15 protein-coding genes and 1 pseudogene are annotated in these 17838 nt (G+C 58.7%); 9 read left to right on the plus strand and 7 right to left on the minus strand.

What is annotated here, in order from left to right; genetic code table 11:
- Window positions 1–31: 31 nt before the first annotated feature.
- Window positions 32–319, plus strand: coding sequence for a hypothetical protein (locus tag VJS90_RS18405; protein WP_324123065.1), 288 nt, complete (start codon window positions 32–34; stop codon window positions 317–319).
- An 855-nt stretch (window positions 320–1174) separates the two neighbouring features.
- Here the strand turns inward: VJS90_RS18405 and VJS90_RS18410 are convergent.
- From VJS90_RS18410 to VJS90_RS18425, 4 genes are all read right to left on the minus strand, one after another.
- Entirely contained in the window at window positions 1175–2641 is a 1467-nt protein-coding gene (locus VJS90_RS18410) for a hypothetical protein (protein WP_324123066.1), read from the minus strand.
- A 4-nt stretch (window positions 2642–2645) separates the two neighbouring features.
- Complete coding sequence (locus VJS90_RS18415; RefSeq protein ID WP_324123067.1) at window positions 2646–4913, minus strand: KGGVGR-motif variant AAA ATPase; 2268 nt, start codon at window positions 4911–4913, stop codon at window positions 2646–2648.
- Entirely contained in the window at window positions 4907–5599 is a 693-nt protein-coding gene (locus VJS90_RS18420) for a helix-turn-helix domain-containing protein (protein ID WP_324123068.1), read from the minus strand. Before VJS90_RS18420 ends, VJS90_RS18415 begins: the two co-directional genes overlap by 7 nt.
- A 251-nt stretch (window positions 5600–5850) precedes the next feature.
- Entirely contained in the window at window positions 5851–6513 is a 663-nt protein-coding gene (locus VJS90_RS18425; RefSeq protein ID WP_324123069.1) for a JAB domain-containing protein, read from the minus strand.
- 129 nt (window positions 6514–6642) lie between these two features.
- On the opposite strand from VJS90_RS18425, the gene coaBC reads away from it, so the two are divergent.
- From coaBC to argB, 4 genes and pseudogenes are all read left to right on the plus strand, one after another.
- Window positions 6643–7851: a bifunctional phosphopantothenoylcysteine decarboxylase/phosphopantothenate--cysteine ligase CoaBC gene (gene coaBC, locus VJS90_RS18430; protein WP_324123070.1), complete on the plus strand. Its 1209-nt coding sequence runs from the start codon at window positions 6643–6645 to the stop codon at window positions 7849–7851.
- 9 nt (window positions 7852–7860) lie between these two features.
- Window positions 7861–8316 carry a dUTP diphosphatase gene (gene dut / locus VJS90_RS18435; protein ID WP_324123071.1) on the plus strand — a complete coding sequence of 152 codons (456 nt, stop codon included), beginning with the start codon at window positions 7861–7863 and terminating at the stop codon, window positions 8314–8316.
- A gap of 142 nt (window positions 8317–8458) precedes the next feature.
- A pseudogene (locus VJS90_RS18440) lies at window positions 8459–9826 on the plus strand (phosphomannomutase/phosphoglucomutase); the annotation flags it as partial.
- A gap of 30 nt (window positions 9827–9856) precedes the next feature.
- Window positions 9857–10765 carry an acetylglutamate kinase gene (gene argB / locus VJS90_RS18445; protein ID WP_324123072.1) on the plus strand — a complete coding sequence of 303 codons (909 nt, stop codon included), beginning with the start codon at window positions 9857–9859 and terminating at the stop codon, window positions 10763–10765.
- An 84-nt stretch (window positions 10766–10849) separates the two neighbouring features.
- Here the strand turns inward: argB and pyrE are convergent, their stop codons facing one another.
- Window positions 10850–11491 carry an orotate phosphoribosyltransferase gene (gene pyrE, locus VJS90_RS18450; protein WP_324123073.1) on the minus strand — a complete coding sequence of 214 codons (642 nt, stop codon included), beginning with the start codon at window positions 11489–11491 and terminating at the stop codon, window positions 10850–10852.
- Between the two features lie 80 nt (window positions 11492–11571).
- On the opposite strand from pyrE, the gene VJS90_RS18455 reads away from it, so the two are divergent.
- The gene (locus tag VJS90_RS18455) at window positions 11572–12351 is read left to right on the plus strand and encodes an exodeoxyribonuclease III (RefSeq protein ID WP_324123074.1); all 780 of its coding nucleotides are present in this window, start codon (window positions 11572–11574) and stop codon (window positions 12349–12351) included.
- A gap of 68 nt (window positions 12352–12419) precedes the next feature.
- Here the strand turns inward: VJS90_RS18455 and rph are convergent, their stop codons facing one another.
- Window positions 12420–13142, minus strand: a complete 723-nt coding sequence (gene rph, locus VJS90_RS18460) for a ribonuclease PH (RefSeq protein WP_324123075.1) — start codon at window positions 13140–13142, stop codon at window positions 12420–12422.
- Between the two features lie 227 nt (window positions 13143–13369).
- Between rph and VJS90_RS18465 the strand changes: the two genes are divergently transcribed.
- Window positions 13370–14233 (plus strand): YicC/YloC family endoribonuclease, encoded by an 864-nt coding sequence (locus VJS90_RS18465; RefSeq protein WP_324123076.1) that lies wholly within the window; start codon window positions 13370–13372, stop codon window positions 14231–14233.
- 12 nt (window positions 14234–14245) lie between these two features.
- On the plus strand, window positions 14246–14866 hold the full coding sequence (gene gmk, locus VJS90_RS18470) for a guanylate kinase (protein WP_324123077.1): 621 nt from the start codon (window positions 14246–14248) through the stop codon (window positions 14864–14866).
- A 128-nt stretch (window positions 14867–14994) separates the two neighbouring features.
- On the opposite strand, the gene VJS90_RS18475 is transcribed toward gmk, so the two are convergent.
- On the minus strand, window positions 14995–16542 hold the full coding sequence (locus VJS90_RS18475; RefSeq protein WP_324123078.1) for an APC family permease: 1548 nt from the start codon (window positions 16540–16542) through the stop codon (window positions 14995–14997).
- Between the two features lie 347 nt (window positions 16543–16889).
- On the opposite strand from VJS90_RS18475, the gene VJS90_RS18480 reads away from it, so the two are divergent.
- The gene (locus tag VJS90_RS18480; RefSeq protein WP_324123079.1) at window positions 16890–17765 is read left to right on the plus strand and encodes a LysR family transcriptional regulator; all 876 of its coding nucleotides are present in this window, start codon (window positions 16890–16892) and stop codon (window positions 17763–17765) included.
- The last annotated feature ends 73 nt before the right edge of the window (window positions 17766–17838 follow it).

The raw sequence follows: 17838 nt of genomic DNA on the forward strand, positions 1-17838 counted from the left end.
ATTTTCCCATAGCCCTGAGGAGACAGTTCAGATGAAAAAAGCTTACGAGGTGCGCCAAACGGTATGCGGGGGCGAAGGCGAAATCGAGACCGAGGCTGGACCTCAGGCTCTTCATCCAGTTGAAATCGATATTAGGCTTGCAATCGCCGACTATCTTATCCGCCGAATTGCAGGAACAGGTGCAGGAAAAGAGGTATTCGACGCTCTGATACCTCGCTATGAAAGCAGATTCCCACATCATAAAATTCTCTCGAATTATTTGCTAACTCAAGAATATTTTGATGCTGTGGATGATAGTAGTACTTCTGAAACGCCTTAATGCTAGGTCCCACCCCAAGTGCTGATAGATCTCGAATCATTGCACCCCCACCAAGTCAGAGACTTTCTGGGTTTACACAGGGTGGCACAGGGATAACTCCAAGCAAAACTGCTAATCTAGCTTTAGATCTATAGGACTACAGCGAGCTCCATCTTCCTTTTTTGGGTTGAAGGTTTAAGCCGGGCTCGACGGGATGGGCAGGTCGCTGGTGGTTGATAGTAGTGACTCGCAGCAGCGTGCACTGCTCTGCGGCCTAATCGCCGAAGCGGCGACCCACACGGCTGACAGGGCCTGGATCTACAGCTATCTATAAGGTCAGGCAGGGCCTAGATGTCAAATAGCTACGTGGCGGCTGTCTACCGCAATTGGACTTCTGCCCTGGAACCTAGCCAAAGTTCCACCGTGGAACTTTTAGGTTGCCTGATGAGATGCCTCTACAGAAGCACCTCAGCGCTGGTCACCGGCGATGGATTACAGCGGTTGCGAGTTCTCGATCGGCTTACGGAGTAACCTTGGCGTTCTATAACAGCTTGTACATCATCTGAGTAGGTGACGATGAAGCGACCTGCATTGGGATGGCTGAGGCCGGCTAGTCACTGATACGGCAGTCCATTGAAACTACGTGGCAGACCAGTGAACGGCAAAATATTGATCTATTACTCATAGCCGCTCGACAGTCTCGAACTCCGGTCCGCGTGAAAGAGTCCAGTCCATAAATCGCTGAATTTTAAGGTCCGCATGAGTAGACAGCTCTTGCTAGGCTACACAACCACTCTCCCCTATAGGCCCGAAATTACGCTTAGCTTCTATTAACTTATATACTTACCACGTGTACGAGAAACAGCAGTAGCACAGTCAATGAGTTGCTTTTTTATCCGATTCCTTCTGCACATTAGCCCTATAAGCAAGCGAAGTTTTACCCCAAGTAGAACGCCATTCGACTAACCCGTATCCATGAGGCGTCGATTTTACGAATGCCGGCTCACACACCCGACCCTCGTCCTCATCTAGACCGACTCTAGGGCCTACAGCCAGCCCACATGGTTGCTCACTTTTTTTCAACTTCTCAACCATCGACAAGCTACTAGCAATTAGAAATCTGGCCTGCGAGATGGCGCTGAGCTCATACGCACGTTGATGAGCCCAGCGTTCTGTTGCCGTTCCCCAATCCATAATGGGCACGAATACCCAGTCAGGTTGGTAATTCCGAAGTAGATCTGAGGCTAACGGATTGGATTGAATATCCTGACAAATCAATATGATGCAGCGTCCCAAGCTATCGATGTCTGCCACAACAACCTCAGACCCTGCGTGATTTTTCTCCATAAGCAATCCTGTAGGGCCGGGCGTTAGACCAAGATCTTTAGCGCGGGTGATATCGAGGCCGGCCTGCCATATTTTCTTTTGCCGCCAAAGCTCGACGCCTAACCCATTAAGTACCCTAGCTTCGTTCCAGGGCAAATCATCTTGTGTCTCAACAGAATTGCCTGAACCAGCCATTAACAGTCGTGTCCGCACAGGTTTTGCAGCAACTAATTTTTCCAAGCGATCCGCTGCGGCGGAGTCAACCATTAATTCGCCTGACATGACAATATCCGCATAGCCAATCTCATCGAGAACGTTATCAATAATAGTCGCCGCGTCTAGACCTTCGGGAAGATTGAAATCTATATACGCACAGCCATTTGATTCCGTTTGAGTAACGATTAGGTGCTCATCTAATTGCGCGACAGGTATAAAGGCGACCCTTTCAGATCCTTGTGAACCGGGTGCTAGGCCTGCACCTTGGCTAAGAGATCTATCTATAACTCGTGTGCAGACCTGGATAGGCCTCTCGTCTATTGACATCTGTCTCGTTACAACTGAGAGAAATGCAAACTGATCAGGAAATGAATATCCACTGGAAGCAAAATCTTCCCGGGCAGAACGAAGCAATGGCCCTCTAGGCACTAACTGATGCATTTGAGTGCAGCAAAACACACCCTGCTCAGCTCTCGCATATACGAGTTTTCTTAACCAGTGATTAAGCGGTAGCTTCCCTAGCAGTTTCGCACGACTCAGCGTTCGAGGATGTATAGTTTCGAAAAAACTGTCTATCGCCCTCAAAATGGCAAAAATTCTGCCATTTTGAATTTTGTTGCTCTCGCCTTTCTGTAGATTCAGAAGGGCTTTATACGACTCCGCTCCGTCAGGCAAGTGAAGGCTTTCTTGTACTGAAACTTCAAACTCTGCACATGGAATTACAAAATTCTGTACCTCGGGGCCACTCCATTTACGTCCATGATCCCAATTTTCAATAAACAAGTCAGCGGGCGATAGCATTTAATTATTCATCCTCTTCCGGAGGTCGACCCAGATGCATATTCCGCATAAACAAGCGATTTTCCAACTCACTAGTATGGGTCTCAACATGCACACCAGCTCGATCGAATAGCCCAGTCAGAAGTTCAAATTCGTATTCTAAAGCGTTCCAATTTTTATCTTTTACCGTGCGACGACGACGAATTAATCCCTTTCGCACATTCGATGCCGCTTCGGAAAATGATGAACAAATAGGATAAGATCGCCCTCTGTCTTCATGCTTGCTAACAATAACCACAAGATCGCGAACAATTTTAAAAAACTCTAAAGCTTGTTCAGGGTATCGGCCATAATAGTTACCTAACTGTAAGCTTACTCGGCTATCGGTATTGAACAAAGCCTCACAAAATCGTACGGCCAAAGACTCACAGGAGCTTAGCAGGACAATACGGCTAAGAGATATGAAACGGATAATCAGATGCTGGGATAACCATGAATTTGAAGCTGCAGCCACAGCGTGCTCAGCTGCCTCGCGAGCACTCATGTATGGCCTGGGGAACTCCGCCAATTTCATATGAATGCTAAAGTTCATTCTTGACAGCAGGCCTGACACGTTTGCTGCCGACGAACTTTCAATAAGATCCAAGGCACCTATAAGCTCGCTACGGGCCGACTGATAAGACTTTTTCTGAATTTCGATTTCAGCCTTCAGACGCAGTATATCGGCATCAGCCGCGATAGCCTCCCCCATTTGATCTTCAGCTAGTTTAAGCCCAGATAAATCTTTTCTTAGCGCACTGACTTCTCCAATGGTACGCTTGAGAGCATCAGTGTTTTTAGTTTCAACATAAACCCATGCAGCCTTCCTTCTGAATTCAATTCTACGCAACTTTAGATTTATGGTAGATGATCCAGCTAACAAAATATCTAGCTCTTCAAGAAGCTCTAGTTGTGACTCGTGTTCTAAGCTATATCCGTAGAAATCCACCATATCCGCAAGTTTATCAACAAATAGCAAGCTCCATGCGGGGGGATTAGCTAGGACCAGCGCTCTGAGCAAGTCAACAGCCGACATCTTTATCGAAATAATTTCAGCCAGATCACCTAGGTTATCGGCTAGCCCATCACACGCTTTAACAAGTGCTTTAACGTAGTCTGGATCGATGTACTCTTCGTTAACTACAGACTCTACTGCGCTTTGAATTAATTGCTGAAGATCGGTAACTGCGGACTCTGGCTCACGTGCTTGCAAATTTTCTAGATATTCTTCGGTCGCGTGACGCGGTAGCAGCCTACGCTTAACCAGCTCGATAGCTTTATTCGTCAGTTCAGGAACCGGCAGCACTTGCCCCACAAGCTTGCTAGCAAGTTGGACGTAGTTCAATGTCAATTGATCGAACTTTGGATCGGACGCAACGAATGGGGCTAGGGTTTCATATGACGGGATATTATCAACAGCAAGAATTGCTAGATTTTTGAAATCATCCTGCACAGCAATGCTCGAGAACCCTCCTACTCTTACTAATTCGCTAACCGCACGGGCTTTTGCATCGCTAATTTCAGAAGAATCTCCGGCACCTCCTGTCACGCGCATAGGGACCGCCCGAAGAATGATTTCCTCGTTACGGCGCTCTCTAATTGCCGATGCCACCCTCGCAACACCGTCGATATTCTGGCGATTAAGCACAAAACATAAAGCGACTTCATCAGGCATTTGCATCGTACATATGCCAGCCACATCAGCAAAACCAGTTCGACTATCTATTAGAACCAAGTCATACTCGGATTTTGCCCAGAGTTTCAACCGCTCAAGCAGGGCGCCTCCAGCATATCTGTCGAAAAAATTCCCCCAGGAAAATCTCGAGAGCGCGTCTTCATAAAGTAGCTTGTCTTTTCCAACCCTTAGTCCACCAGCACTAAAGTAGTCTAACTTTAGTTTTCTATTGAACAGCCCTGGCCCTACCAATGGTCGCACACATTCAGCAAAGAGATTTCCCGTCTCAGCCTTGTTGAATAATCTTTGAACATCGTCGTTGCTTTCAGCTTGTTCGGCCTCAGCACTCCAGTCCCAAAATAAGTCCAACAGCCCGCGCGTATCTTTTAGTGACTTCGCTTCCGCAGCATCGTGGAGCCCACGAAAATAATATGCTAAGCCAGGCGCCTCCATATCCCAATCCATTACTAAAACGCGGAGACCATCCAGTGCGGACAAGAAAGCCACATTAGCAAGGCTCATCGTACGACCTACTCCACCTTTATAAGAGTAAAACGTAACGATTTTTGGCTTTACCATCCAAAGGCCCTCTCTGTGCGGCTGAATCCCGGCTGATCCTGCATATAAGGAGACGCGGAAAGCTTTATACTCTCAAATGCATGATTGACAGCTGCCCTAGACTTATTACGCTGCTCAGTTTCAAAAGCTTGAAGCATGCCAAGCTCCTCCAGCGACTGCTTACCGGGGGCGGTGATTGAATTTATTACAGCAGTGCCTACTTTCTTGGAATATACAATGCCTAACTCTCTTAGCCGCTTGAGCTTTCTGCTCACGGTTTCCTCAGCCTGTCCAACAGTAATGGATAACTCCTTATTTGTTTTAGGAGCTTCCAATAATGCTTTCAAATAAGACTCATGAGCTCTGTCAGTGAGAGCTTCAGTGAATTCAGAACTCACGCGTCGATCTAGGGATTGGGCAGCCAATAGCTGAGCTAGGTTAAGTTGGCCTATTTGATAAACTTCTTTAAGCAAAAAATCTGCCTTGCTGTTCGAGAGAATTACCTTTTTTGCCTCGTCTGAGCACTGTGCTAGAGCGCTCTGAAAGGCTTCCATAATGGCGTCATGAATTTCGCCAGCCTTCTGATTTGAGGCGCTTAGCAAGGCTTCTTCCAGCCAATCGGCAAGAATCGTTCCGGTTTGTCGGCTAAGGCCCAGAGCCTCTCTCGGATTGTGAAGCAGTTCCATAAGAACTTTACCGGCCGTCATAGCGCATTCCTCTTGGTCTAGAGCCACTATAGGCAAAAATCAACTAGCGATCAACGATGCAGGGCTGCTGGAGCTACCCTTTGATCCGAAGTCACCAGTGAGCCTGCATTTATGCCAAGAAACCCCTCAGCCTCTTGGGGTTCGTCGGGATTTTGACGCCGAATCGTTGATTCGTACTTGACATGACTATTTATTGTTTTGAAAGTTGTAAATACATCTTTCTACCAGGAAATGGCGGTAGCCCTTTTGAATCACCATGTGTCATCGCAGCGCTTTCGGACGCTGCCACGTCGAAAAAATGCAACATCGCCAGATGTTACAGTGCTCAGCCTCATGGGCGTGGAAGCCACGTCTATTGCCGCCCGGCAGATGTGCAACAATTTTCTTGACATATAACCTTTGAGGATCACCGCCGCGGCGTTGTGCGCAAGCGAGCGCCGCACCACCTCGCGCGGGTGGACGCTGGCGTGGTTGATGGTGCCGCGAAACAGGGTCTCGAAACCCAGTGGCTGGTGCTTGTTGTCCAGGAACAGGCAGCCAAAGACCTCGCTGGGCTCATGGCGCAGCATGGACTTGAGGTAGCGCCGTACCGCACTGGCGCTTTCCAGCGCGGGCTCCTTCACGATGATCGCATCCAGATGCCGCCGCCCGATCTCCAGCACCGCCTGCAACTGGCTGTACTTCACCGGCCCTACCCCCGGCTCGCGCAACACCTCGGCCCGGTCGGCCTCCAGAAACTGCCTCAGGCCGCCGAACCGCGCCAGCAGACCGCGAGCTAGGTCCACCACGTTCAGCCCCGCGACCCCTGACCCCAGGAACACCGCCAACAGCTCGGCATCCGACAGGCTTGCCGCCCCGCGCTTCATCAATTTCTCTCTCGGCCGTTCCGACGAAGGCCATTCCCTGATCTGCATTGCTGCTCCTTTTGGGTTACTGCGGCGCGTTTGAGCGCTGTGTTAATCTATTTCGTCCCGTTTACAGCGACGATCTGCCGCAGGCAGTCCTCGTCGCCGCGTGCTTTCACTGAACAAAAGGCAAAGCCTATGCAGCGGCTGTATCGCAAGCGCATCGTTCTCGGCGTGGGGGGCGGCATTGCCGCCTACAAGAGCGCCGAGCTGATTCGCCGACTCCTGGAGCACGGCGCGCAAGTGCGCGTCGTCATGACCCGTGGCGGCGCGGAATTCATCACCCCGCTGACCCTGCAGGCGCTGTCCGGCCACCCGGTGCACATGGACCTGCTCGACCCCGCCGCCGAAGCGGCGATGGGCCATATCGAGCTGGCCAAGTGGGCCGACCTGGTGCTGATCGCCCCGGCCACCGCCGACCTCATGGCGCGCATGGCGCAAGGCATGGCGGACGACCTGCTGACCACCCTGGTGCTGGCCACCGACGCCACCGTAGCCGTCGCCCCGGCCATGAACCAGGCCATGTGGCGCGACCCGGCCACCCAGGCCAACCTGACGCTGCTGCAGAGCCGTGGCATCAAGGTGTTCGGCCCGGCCTCCGGCAGCCAGGCCTGTGGCGACGTCGGCCTGGGCCGCATGCTCGAGGCCACCGACCTGGCCTGGTGCGCGGCCGAAAGCTTCAAGCGCCAGTCGCTGACCGGCAAGCACGTGCTGATTACCGCGGGGCCGACCCAGGAAAACATCGATCCGGTGCGCTACATCACCAATCATAGCTCCGGGAAGATGGGTTTCGCGCTGGCCGAGGCGGCGGCCGAAGCCGGTGCTCGGGTGACCCTCGTGACGGGTCCGGTACACCTGCCGACCCCCGACCGGGTCAACCGTATCGACGTGGTGAGCGCGCGGGACATGCTCGCGGCCTGCGAAGCGGCCATGCCGTGCGATCTGCTGATCGCCTCCGCCGCGGTCGCGGACTACCGTCCGGAAGTCGTCGCCGCGCAGAAACTCAAGAAAGACCCTACGACCGGCGACGGCTTGCTGCTGCAGATGGTGCGTAATCCGGATATCCTTGCCACCATTGCCGGTCGCCCCGACCGCCCGTTCAGTGTCGGCTTTGCCGCCGAGACCGAACACCTGCTCGATTACGCCACGCGCAAGCTCAAGGACAAGAACCTCGACCTGATCGTCGCCAATGATGTGGCCAACCCCAGCATCGGCTTCAACAGCGAGGAAAACGCCCTGACCGTGATCGACCGCCAGCAGCACGAAACCCTCTTTGCGCAGACCAGCAAGGGCAAGATCGCCCGCCAGCTGGTCGCCTTCATTGCCGAACGGCTCAACCAGGTCTGACACGTTTACATGCACGCTCTACAAGCCAAGATCCTCGACCCCCGCATCGGCGGCGACTTCCCGCTGCCGCAGTACGCCACCCCCGGCTCCGCCGGCCTCGACCTGCGCGCCATGCTGCAGCAGGACACCGTCCTTGAGCCGGGCCAGACCCTGCTCATCCCTACCGGGCTGTCGATCTACATCGGCGACCCGGGCCTTGCCGCGATGATCCTGCCGCGCTCGGGCCTGGGCCATAAACACGGCATCGTGCTGGGCAACCTGGTCGGCCTGATCGACTCGGACTACCAGGGCGAGCTGATGGTCTCCTGCTGGAACCGCGGCCAGACCCCGTTCACCATCGCCGTTGGCGAACGCATCGCGCAGCTGGTGCTGGTGCCTGTGGTACAGGCGCATTTCGACATCGTCGAGGCCTTCGACGAGAGCCAGCGCGGTGCTGGCGGCTTTGGCCATTCGGGCAGCCACTGAGCAGATCACACGACCGTTCGCGCCATGGATGGCGAACTCTCTGGGCAAACCGCCGTCCAAGCGTTCAGTTTTTGTCCGTCCAGACAGCCCTTGACCCTTGGAGCACCCAGAGATGAACGACATGGCCCAACTGCCTTCCGTGCTGCCTGACAGTATCTTTCGCGCCTACGATATCCGTGGCGTTGTGGGCAAGACCCTGACAGGGGAAACCGCCTACTGGATCGGCCGCGCCATCGGCGCGCAGAGCCTGGCCCAGGGTGAACCCAACGTCTCGGTCGGCCGCGATGGCCGCCTCTCCGGCCCCATGCTGGTCGAGCAGCTCATCAAGGGCCTGGCCGAGGCCGGCTGCCAGGTCAGCGACGTGGGCCTGGTGCCCACGCCTGCGCTGTACTACGCCGCCAACGTCCTGGCCGGCAAGTCCGGGGTGATGCTGACCGGCAGCCATAACCCGCCTGACTACAATGGTTTCAAGATCGTCATCGCTGGCGATACCCTGGCCAACGAGCAGATCCAGGCCCTGTTGACCCGCCTGCGCACCAACGACCTTACCCGCGGCGAAGGCCGTGTCGAAAAGGTCGAGATCCTCGAGCGCTACTTCCAGCAGATCACCGCCGACATCAAGCTGGCCAAGCCGCTGAAGGTGGTGGTCGACTGCGGCAACGGCGCTGCCGGGGTGATCGCGCCCCAGCTGATCGAGGCCCTGGGTTGCGAGGTCATCCCGCTGTTCTGCGACGTCGATGGCAACTTCCCCAACCACCACCCGGACCCGGGCAAGCCTGAAAACCTCGTCGACCTGATCGCCAAGGTCAAGGAAACCGGCGCGGACATCGGCCTGGCCTTCGACGGCGACGGCGACCGCGTGGGCGTGGTGACCAACACCGGCAACATCGTCTACCCCGACCGCCTGCTGATGCTGTTCGCCCAGGACGTGCTGTCGCGCAACCCCGGCGCCGAGATCATCTTCGACGTCAAGTGCACCCGCCGCCTGACCCCGCTGATCGAGCAGTACGGCGGCCGCGCCCTGATGTGGAAGACCGGTCACTCGCTGATCAAGAAGAAGATGAAGCAGACCGGCTCGCTGCTGGCCGGTGAAATGAGCGGGCACATCTTCATCAAGGAGCGCTGGTACGGTTTCGACGACGGCATCTACAGCGCCGTGCGCCTGCTGGAAATCCTCAGCAAGGCCGGCCAGGACGCCGAAACCCTGTTTGCCGCGTTCCCCAATGATATTTCCACGCCTGAAATCAACATTGATGTGACCGACGAGGGTAAATTCAGCATCATTGATGCGCTGCAACGCGACGCCGCCTGGGGCGATGCCAGCCTGACCACCATCGACGGTGTGCGGGTCGACTACGCCAACGGCTGGGGCCTGGTCCGCGCCTCCAACACCACACCGGTGCTGGTGCTGCGATTCGAGGCCGACAGCGACGCCGAGCTGCAACGTATCAAGGATGTTTTCCGCGAACAGTTGCTCAAGGTTTCCCCTGAGCTGCAACTGCCGTTCTGACCGTTTATCTGTTCCTTACAGGAGCCCTGCATGACCCTCGATCGCAATGCCGCTTCCCATGTAGCCGAGGTTTTGTCCGAAGCGCTGCCTTACATTCGCCGCTTCGTCGGCAAGACCCTGGTGATCAAGTACGGCGGCAACGCGATGGAGAGCGAGGAGCTCAAGACGGGCTTTGCCCGTGACATCGTGCTGATGAAGGCCGTGGGCATCAACCCGGTGGTGGTTCACGGCGGTGGCCCGCAGATCGGCGACCTGCTCAAGCGCCTGTCGATCGAGAGCCATTTCATCGACGGCATGCGCGTCACCGATTCGCAGACCATGGACGTCGTCGAGATGGTCCTCGGTGGCCAGGTCAACAAGGACATCGTCAACCTGATCAACCGCCACGGCGGCAGCGCCATCGGCCTGACCGGCAAGGACGCTGAGCTGATCCGCGCCAAGAAGCTCACCGTCTCGCGCCAGACCCCGGAAATGACCACGCCGGAAATCATCGACATCGGCCACGTTGGCGAAGTCGTCGGGGTCAATACCGATCTGCTGAACATGCTGGTCAAGGGCGATTTCATTCCGGTGATCGCGCCGATTGGCGTTGGTGCCAACGGCGAGTCGTACAACATCAACGCCGACCTGGTCGCCGGCAAGGTCGCCGAGGCGCTGAAGGCCGAGAAGCTGATGCTGCTCACCAACATCGCCGGCCTGATGGACAAGCAGGGCCAGGTACTGACCGGCCTGACCACCGAGCAGGTCAACGAGCTGATCGCCGACGGCACCATCTACGGTGGCATGCTTCCCAAGATCAAGTGCGCCCTGGAAGCGGTACAAGGTGGCGTGCAGAGCTCGCACATCATCGACGGCCGCGTGCCCAATGCGGTGCTGCTGGAGATCTTCACCGACAGCGGTGTGGGCACCCTCATCACCAATTGCAAACGCCACATCTGACAGTCGGGCCGCTCCGCGCAGGAGCTCCTGCCAGACAAAAAAAAGGCGACCCGCAAAGGTCGCCTTTTCTGCATTTCAGGCCGGTCAGATCCCGTACCGGGCCCGATACGCCTCCACAGCGGGCAGATGCTGCTTGAGCTGCGGGTCATCGGCGAGGAACTCCAGCACCTGGGTCAGTGAAATGATGCTGACCACCGGGATGCCGAAGTCGCGCTCGACTTCCTGGATCGCCGACAGTTCGCCATTGCCGCGTTCTTCGCGGTTCAGCGCGATCAGCACGCCAGCGGCCGTGGCCTGCTGCGCACCGATTATCTGCATGACTTCGCGAATGGCGGTACCGGCGGTGATCACGTCGTCGATGATCAGCACATTGCCTTCCAGCGGCGCGCCAACCAGGCTGCCGCCTTCGCCGTGGGCCTTGGCTTCCTTGCGGTTGAAGCACCACGGCAGGTCGAGATCATGGTGCTCGGCCAGGGCCACGGCAGTGGCCGCGGCCAGGGGAATGCCTTTGTAGGCCGGGCCGAACAGCACGTCGAAGGGGATCTTGCTGTCGACGATCGCCGCCGCATAGAAACGCCCGAGCTGGGCCAGGGCCGAGCCGCTGTTGAACAGGCCGGCATTGAAGAAGTACGGGCTGGTGCGGCCCGACTTGAGGGTGAACTCACCGAAACGCAGAACACCGCGATCGATGGCAAAACGAATGAAGTCGCGCTGATACGGCTGCATGAGAAGTCCCGAATACCACGGATTTAGCTAAATGAGTTGAGCTCGGGTATCATACACGCACGTGATTTTTGGGGCCATTTATGCGGATCATCAGTGTGAACGTAAATGGCATTCAGGCTGCGGCCGAGCGTGGTTTGCTCAGCTGGTTACAAGCCCAGAATGCCGACGTCATCTGTCTTCAGGATACCCGCGCCTCGGCCTTTGAACTCGACGACCCAGCTTTTCAGCTAGATGGCTATTTCCTTTATGCCTGCGATGCGGAAGTCCCTGCCCAAGGGGGCGTGGCTCTGTATTCGCGGTTGCAGCCCAAGGCAGTCATCACAGGCCTGGGCTTCGAGACAGCCGACCGTTACGGGCGTTACCTGCAGGCCGATTTCGACAAGGTAAGCATCGCGACATTGCTGCTGCCATCGGGAATGAACGGCGACGAGGACTTGAACCAGAAGTTCAAGTTGATGGACGACTTCGCCAAGTACCTCGACAAGCAACGCCGCAAGCGTCGCGAATATATCTATTGCGGCTCGCTTTATGTGGCGCAACAGAAGCTCGACATCAAGAACTGGCGCGACAGCCAGCAGTCGCCAGGCTTCCTGCCGCCAGAGCGTGCCTGGATGGACGCGATCATTGGCGACATGGGCTATGTCGATGCCCTGCGCGAAGTCAGCCGTGAAGGCGACCAGTACAGCTGGTGGCCGGACAACGAGCAGGCCGAGATGCTCAACCTGGGCTATCGCTTCGACTACCAGGTGCTCACGCCAGGCCTGCGCCGCTTCGTGCGCAGCGCCCGGTTGCCGCGCCAGCCGCGCTTCTCCCAGCACGCGCCGCTGATCGTGGACTACGACTGGACGCTGACCATCTGACGATGATCAACGGATACAAAAAAGCCGACTTCGCGTCGGCTTTCTTGTGTCTGGCGCAGGCTGACCGGTCAGTCGGCCAGCGATACGTTCTGCAGCTCGAACAGGTCGGTCATGCCTTTCTGCGCCAGCGCCAGCATGGCGTTGAGCTCTTCAGGCTGGAACGGCGCGCCTTCGGCGGTGCCCTGGACTTCGATGAAACCGCCAGCGCTGGTCATGACCACGTTCAGGTCGGTTTCGGCAGCCGAGTCCTCCAGGTAGTCGAGGTCCAGGACCGCTTCGCCCTGGTACATGCCCACCGAGACGGCCGCGATCATGTGCTTGAGCGGATCGCCGCCTTTCAGGCCACCACGTTTCTTGACCACGCGCAGGGCGTCGACCAGAGCGACCATGGCGCCGGTGATCGAGGCGGTGCGGGTGCCGCCGTCGGCCTGGATCACGTCGCAGTCGACGTACAGGGTGATCTCGCCCAGCTTGCTCATGTCGAGCGCGGCGCGCAGTGCACGGCCGATCAGGCGCTGGATCTCGAGGGTGCGACCACCCTGCTTGCCACGGCTGGCTTCGCGCTGGTTACGCTCGCCGGTGGAGCGCGGCAGCATGCCATACTCGGCAGTCAGCCAGCCTTGGCCCTTGCCTTTGAGGAAGCGGGGAACACCATTTTCGACGCTGACCGTGCAGACGACCTTGGTGTCGCCGAACTCGACCAGTACCGACCCCTCGGCGTGCTTGGTGTAGTTGCGGGTGATGCGGATCGAGCGGAGCTGATCGGCGGCGCGACCACTTGGACGTTTCATCTGGGATACCTGTACTGGGACTTGAATCTGCCGGGCATTATAAAGCCCCGCGTGCCGTGAGGACATGCCTATTGTCGCAGGGCCGTGCCCGACGGGGCCGTTGCGCAGCCTTTCGGCAGGTTTGTGGGCCCCCGCGATTGGGCGCTGGCACCGCACTGCGCTACAATCCTGCGCCTTGCAGCCCGACGGGCTCACCCTGTTCATCCGACTTCGCGAGGTAATCCCCCATGGTGCACAGCATGACCGCTTTTGCTCGTGTCGAGCGCGCTGGCAGCCAAGGCACCCTGGTCTGGGAGCTGCGCTCGGTCAACCACCGCTACCTCGAGCCGCACCTGCGCCTGCCCGAGTCGCTGCGCGAACTCGAAGGCCCGGTCCGTGAAGGCCTGCGCCAAGGAATCTCGCGCGGCAAGGTGGAATGCACCCTGCGCCTGAGCGAAGACAGCACCGGCAAGCCGCTGCAGGTCGACCGCGAGCGCGCCGCGCAACTGGTCGCCGCCGCCGAGACCGTGGCCAGCCTGATCCGCCAGCCCGCGCCGCTCAACCCGCTGGAAGTCCTGGCCTGGCCAGGCGTGCTGGTGGCTGATGCAAGCGATCCGCAGGCGCTCAACGCCGAGGCGGTCGCGCTGTTCGAGGAAGCACTCAAGGAGCTCAAGGCCGGCCGCAGCCGCGAAGGCGCGGAGCTGGCCCGGCTGATCAACGAACGCCTGGACAACATGGCCACCGAGGTCACTACCCTGCGCGCCCTGGTGCCGCAGATGCTGGCGGCCCAGCGGCAGAAGATCATCGACCGCTTCGGCGACCTGCAGGCCGAGCTCGACCCGCAGCGCCTGGAGCAGGAGATGGTGCTGCTCGCGCAGAAGAGCGATGTCGCCGAAGAGCTCGACCGCCTCAGCACCCACGTCACCGAGGTGCGCCGGGTGCTCAAGTCCGGCGGCGCGGCCGGTCGGCGCCTCGACTTCCTGATGCAAGAGCTCAACCGCGAAGCGAATACGCTCGGTTCCAAGGCCTTTGACCCACGCAGCACGCAGGCGGCGGTCAACCTCAAGGTACTGATCGAACAAATGCGTGAACAAGTACAGAACATCGAGTAAGGCCACCCCCACATGAATCACAGCAGCGGTACCCTCTACATCGTCTCCGCGCCTTCGGGCGCCGGCAAGACCAGCCTGGTCAAGGCCCTCACGGACGCCGACCAGAACATCCGCGTCTCGGTTTCGCACACCACCCGCGCCATGCGCCCGGGTGAGGCGCACGGGGTGAACTACCACTTCGTCGAGCACGTGGAGTTCAAGTCGCTGATCGCGATGGGCGATTTCCTCGAGCACGCCGAGGTGTTCGGCAACTTCTACGGCACCTCGCGCAGTGCCCTGCAGCAGACCCTGGACCAGGGCGTCGACCTGATCCTGGAGATCGACTGGCAAGGCGCCCAGCAGGTGCGCAAGCTGATGCCCCAGGCCCGCTCTATCTTCATCCTGCCGCCCAGCCAGCAGGCCCTGCGCCAGCGCCTGAACAACCGCGGCCAGGACAGCGACGAGATCATCGAAGGGCGCATGAAGGAAGCGGTCAGCGAGATGGCCCATTTTGATGAGTATGACTACCTGATCATCAATGATGAGTTCGCCGAGGCGCTGGAAGACCTCAAGGCGATCTTCCGGGCCAATCGGCTGGATCACAAAGTGCAGCAGCAGCGGCATCGCGCGCTGCTGGACCAGCTGCTGGCCTGATCCAGACAACATCGCGTTGCCCCTTTCGCTGGCAAGCCAGCTCCCACAGGTACAGCGCCACCATGGAAGGCGACGCAGTATCTGTGGGAGCTGGCTTGCCAGCGAAGGGGCAACGCGGTATTCGAGGCCTACACCCGCACCGGCACCGTCGCCTGCTGATGCAACGTGGCCCCGAGGAAGTACGCCGGCGCCCGCCACCGCGACAGCACCATCAGCACGATCCCCAACAGCGAAATGATCAGCGCGATCACGAACACCAGCCCCAGTCCGCCCACATGCGAGCCGCTGCCAAAGTCAGGTGAAGCGCTGTCGAGCGCCGTCTGCAGGAAGATCACCGACAGGATCGCGCCGCCCACCAGCGGGCACACGCCGCGCATCAGGAAATGCCGGACACTGTCGAACAGGCTGCGGCGGAAGTACCACACGCAGGCAAACGCCGTCAGCGAGTAGTAGAAGCAGATCATCATTCCCAACGCCGTGATGGTATCCGCCAGCACGTTCTCGCTGAGTGTACGCATGGTCACGTAGAACAGCGCGGCCGCGACGCCCGCGCAGATGGTGGCGTAGCGTGGCGTCTGCGAACGCGGGCAGATCCTCGCGAAGCGCTGCGGCACGGCGCCGTAATACCCCATGGCGAGCAGCGTGCGGGCGGGCGATACGAAGGTCGACTGCAACGAAGCGGCGGTACTGGCAAGCACGGCGATCGACATCAGGATCGCCAGCGGCCCCATCACCGGGCCGGCCAGGTGCGCGAACACGTTTTCCTGAATACGCGGATTGCCCAGCCCCAGGCCGATGTCACCAATGCCGGCGAATTGCAGCGTGGCAATGCCGGTCACCAGATACAGCCCGAGGATCAGCAACACTGTCATGGTCGCCGCCTTGCCCGGTACCTCCTCGCTGCCCACCGACTCTTCGCTGACGGTCAGGCATACGTCCCAGCCCCAGAAAATGAAGATCGACAGCGAAAGACCCGCGGTAAAGGCCGAGAACGACTCGACGCCGAAGGGGTTGAACCAGTCCAGGTCGAACTGCAACGGCGGCGGCGCGGTGGACTCGCCGAACGCCGCCATGGCGAACCCGATCAATACCACCAGCTGCAGCGCCACCAGGCCGTACTGCACCGTCATCGTCGTGCCCATGCCCCTACAGCAGATCCACACCGCCAGGGCGATGAACACGCAACAGGTGCTGATGTTGACAAGCAGGTTGTCGCTTAGCGCAGCCACCTCGTGGCTGCCCGTTATCTGCCCCAGAAACAGATAGAAAAAGTCGACCGCGACCCCGGCCAGGTTCGACAGCACGATGGTGGTGGCCGTCACCAGCCCCCACCCGCCGATCCAGCCGATCATGGGCCCGAAGGCCCGCGCCGACCAGGTAAAGGACGTGCCGCTGTCGGGCTCCGCCGCGTTGAGCTCGCGGTAGCCCAAGGCAACCAGCAGCATCGGCAGGAAGCCGACGATGAACACCGCCGGCAGATGGGCGCCGACCTCTCGTACGGTCGGGCCAAGGGCGCCGGTCAGGGTGTAGACCGGCGCGATGGTCGAAATGCCCAGCACCACGCTGGCCAGCAGGCCCAGGCGGCCCTTGGCCAGGCCTTTGCCGGAGGCCGTGCCGGTACTGCCCGCCTGCCCGTCCACATCGGGAGGGCGTGCGGCTTCAGTGTATTCGCTCATGAGTAGTTGCCATCGATATTGGTATTGTTTTGAAGGGCCTCCCGGGGGAGGCGCTTTCACTCATTGAAAGCTTGCTGCAAAAGGTCGAGTCTTCCCAGACCTTCGGGCGATGTCGGAATTCCTGCTGGTCGATTGCAATGAAGCGGCAAAGGGTAGGCCGAGGCGCGTCACGAGCGCTGGCGGCTGATGCTGTTGTCTTGGGAGATGTCCATCGTGGAGCGTGCGCGGGGGCCGAAGGCCTGCGCAGACCTGTGACATCCGGATGAATTGATTACCGGGTGCGGTTTCACTATAAAATGGCCCCAACGCAACAGACATTGGCATTTCGGCAAGCAGAGCGTGCGCCCATGCAATATCAGATCACCCATGCCGACCTCTCCCTGGTTCTCGCCCTTGAGCGCGGCCGATCCCTGGCCAAGGCCGCCGAGCTGCTCAAGGTCGATGTCTCGACGGTTTTCCGCTCGATCAGGCGGCTGGAGTCGGCGCTGGGCACGGCGCTATTCGTCAAGAGCCGCAAGGGCTACCTGCCCACCGATACCGCCAAGGCGCTGGCAGAGCAGGCCGAACGCGCCGAGCAGGCCCTGGACGCCGCACGCATCGCACTGACCTGCGGCGAGCAGGTGGTGAGCGGCACGGTCCGGGTGACCTGCACCGAAGCCGTGCTGCATAGCCTGCTGCTGCCCGCGCTGGCGAGCTTCATGCCGAGCTATCCTGCGCTGTCGCTGGAAATGGGCACCTCCAATACCTTCGCCAACCTCAGCCGGCGCGACGCCGACATCGCCCTGCGCCTGACCAATACTCCGCCGGAGCATCTGGTCGGCCGCTGCCTGGGCTCGACGTCCTATGTGATCTGCGGCCGCCCGGAGTTTCGCCAGCGCCTGGCCGAGTCGCCCACCAGCGTGCCGTGGATCGGTCCGGATGACGCCATGCAGGACCACCCGACGGTGATCTGGCGCAACCAGCAGTTTCCCGGCTTGACGCCGCGCTATCACTGCAGCGGCATGTCAACCATCGCCCAGCTCGTGACCACCGGGATGGGCGTGGCGGCATTGGCCGACTACATGGTGCAGGGCCTGCCAGGCGTGGAAGCGCTGAGCGGCCCGCTGCCCGGCTGCGATACCCAGCTGTGGTTGCTGACGCGCCCGGACTGCCGCGCACTGCGCTCGGTGCAGACCTTGTTCGAAGAACTGACCCCACGGCTGCGCGAGGCCATGTCGCGATAGGCCATCGCCGGTGGTTGTGCTGCAGGCCTCTAAGCCGGTATTGTCGGCCTCACGCTTATTGCAGCGCGGCCTG

The organism is Pseudomonas sp. (assembly GCF_035277045.1).
In the GTDB taxonomy this organism is placed as follows: domain Bacteria; phylum Pseudomonadota; class Gammaproteobacteria; order Pseudomonadales; family Pseudomonadaceae; genus Aquipseudomonas.

Excerpts from the sequence above, each read along its gene's own strand:
- VJS90_RS18480 (WP_324123079.1), top strand. The coding sequence starts at position 16,890 with ATGCAATATCAGATCACCCATGCCGACCTCTCCCTGGTTCTCGCCCTT.
- VJS90_RS18425 (WP_324123069.1), bottom strand. The coding sequence starts at position 6,513 with ATGCAGATCAGGGAATGGCCTTCGTCGGAACGGCCGAGAGAGAAATTG.
- argB (WP_324123072.1), top strand. The coding sequence starts at position 9,857 with ATGACCCTCGATCGCAATGCCGCTTCCCATGTAGCCGAGGTTTTGTCC.
- VJS90_RS18465 (WP_324123076.1), top strand. The coding sequence starts at position 13,370 with ATGGTGCACAGCATGACCGCTTTTGCTCGTGTCGAGCGCGCTGGCAGC.
- VJS90_RS18475 (WP_324123078.1), bottom strand. The coding sequence starts at position 16,542 with ATGAGCGAATACACTGAAGCCGCACGCCCTCCCGATGTGGACGGGCAG.
- coaBC (WP_324123070.1), top strand. The coding sequence starts at position 6,643 with ATGCAGCGGCTGTATCGCAAGCGCATCGTTCTCGGCGTGGGGGGCGGC.
- pyrE (WP_324123073.1), bottom strand. The coding sequence starts at position 11,491 with ATGCAGCCGTATCAGCGCGACTTCATTCGTTTTGCCATCGATCGCGGT.
- VJS90_RS18415 (WP_324123067.1), bottom strand. The coding sequence starts at position 4,913 with ATGGTAAAGCCAAAAATCGTTACGTTTTACTCTTATAAAGGTGGAGTA.
- dut (WP_324123071.1), top strand. The coding sequence starts at position 7,861 with ATGCACGCTCTACAAGCCAAGATCCTCGACCCCCGCATCGGCGGCGAC.
- VJS90_RS18455 (WP_324123074.1), top strand. The coding sequence starts at position 11,572 with ATGCGGATCATCAGTGTGAACGTAAATGGCATTCAGGCTGCGGCCGAG.
- gmk (WP_324123077.1), top strand. The coding sequence starts at position 14,246 with ATGAATCACAGCAGCGGTACCCTCTACATCGTCTCCGCGCCTTCGGGC.
- rph (WP_324123075.1), bottom strand. The coding sequence starts at position 13,142 with ATGAAACGTCCAAGTGGTCGCGCCGCCGATCAGCTCCGCTCGATCCGC.
- VJS90_RS18405 (WP_324123065.1), top strand. The coding sequence starts at position 32 with ATGAAAAAAGCTTACGAGGTGCGCCAAACGGTATGCGGGGGCGAAGGC.
- VJS90_RS18410 (WP_324123066.1), bottom strand. The coding sequence starts at position 2,641 with ATGCTATCGCCCGCTGACTTGTTTATTGAAAATTGGGATCATGGACGT.
- VJS90_RS18420 (WP_324123068.1), bottom strand. The coding sequence starts at position 5,599 with ATGACGGCCGGTAAAGTTCTTATGGAACTGCTTCACAATCCGAGAGAG.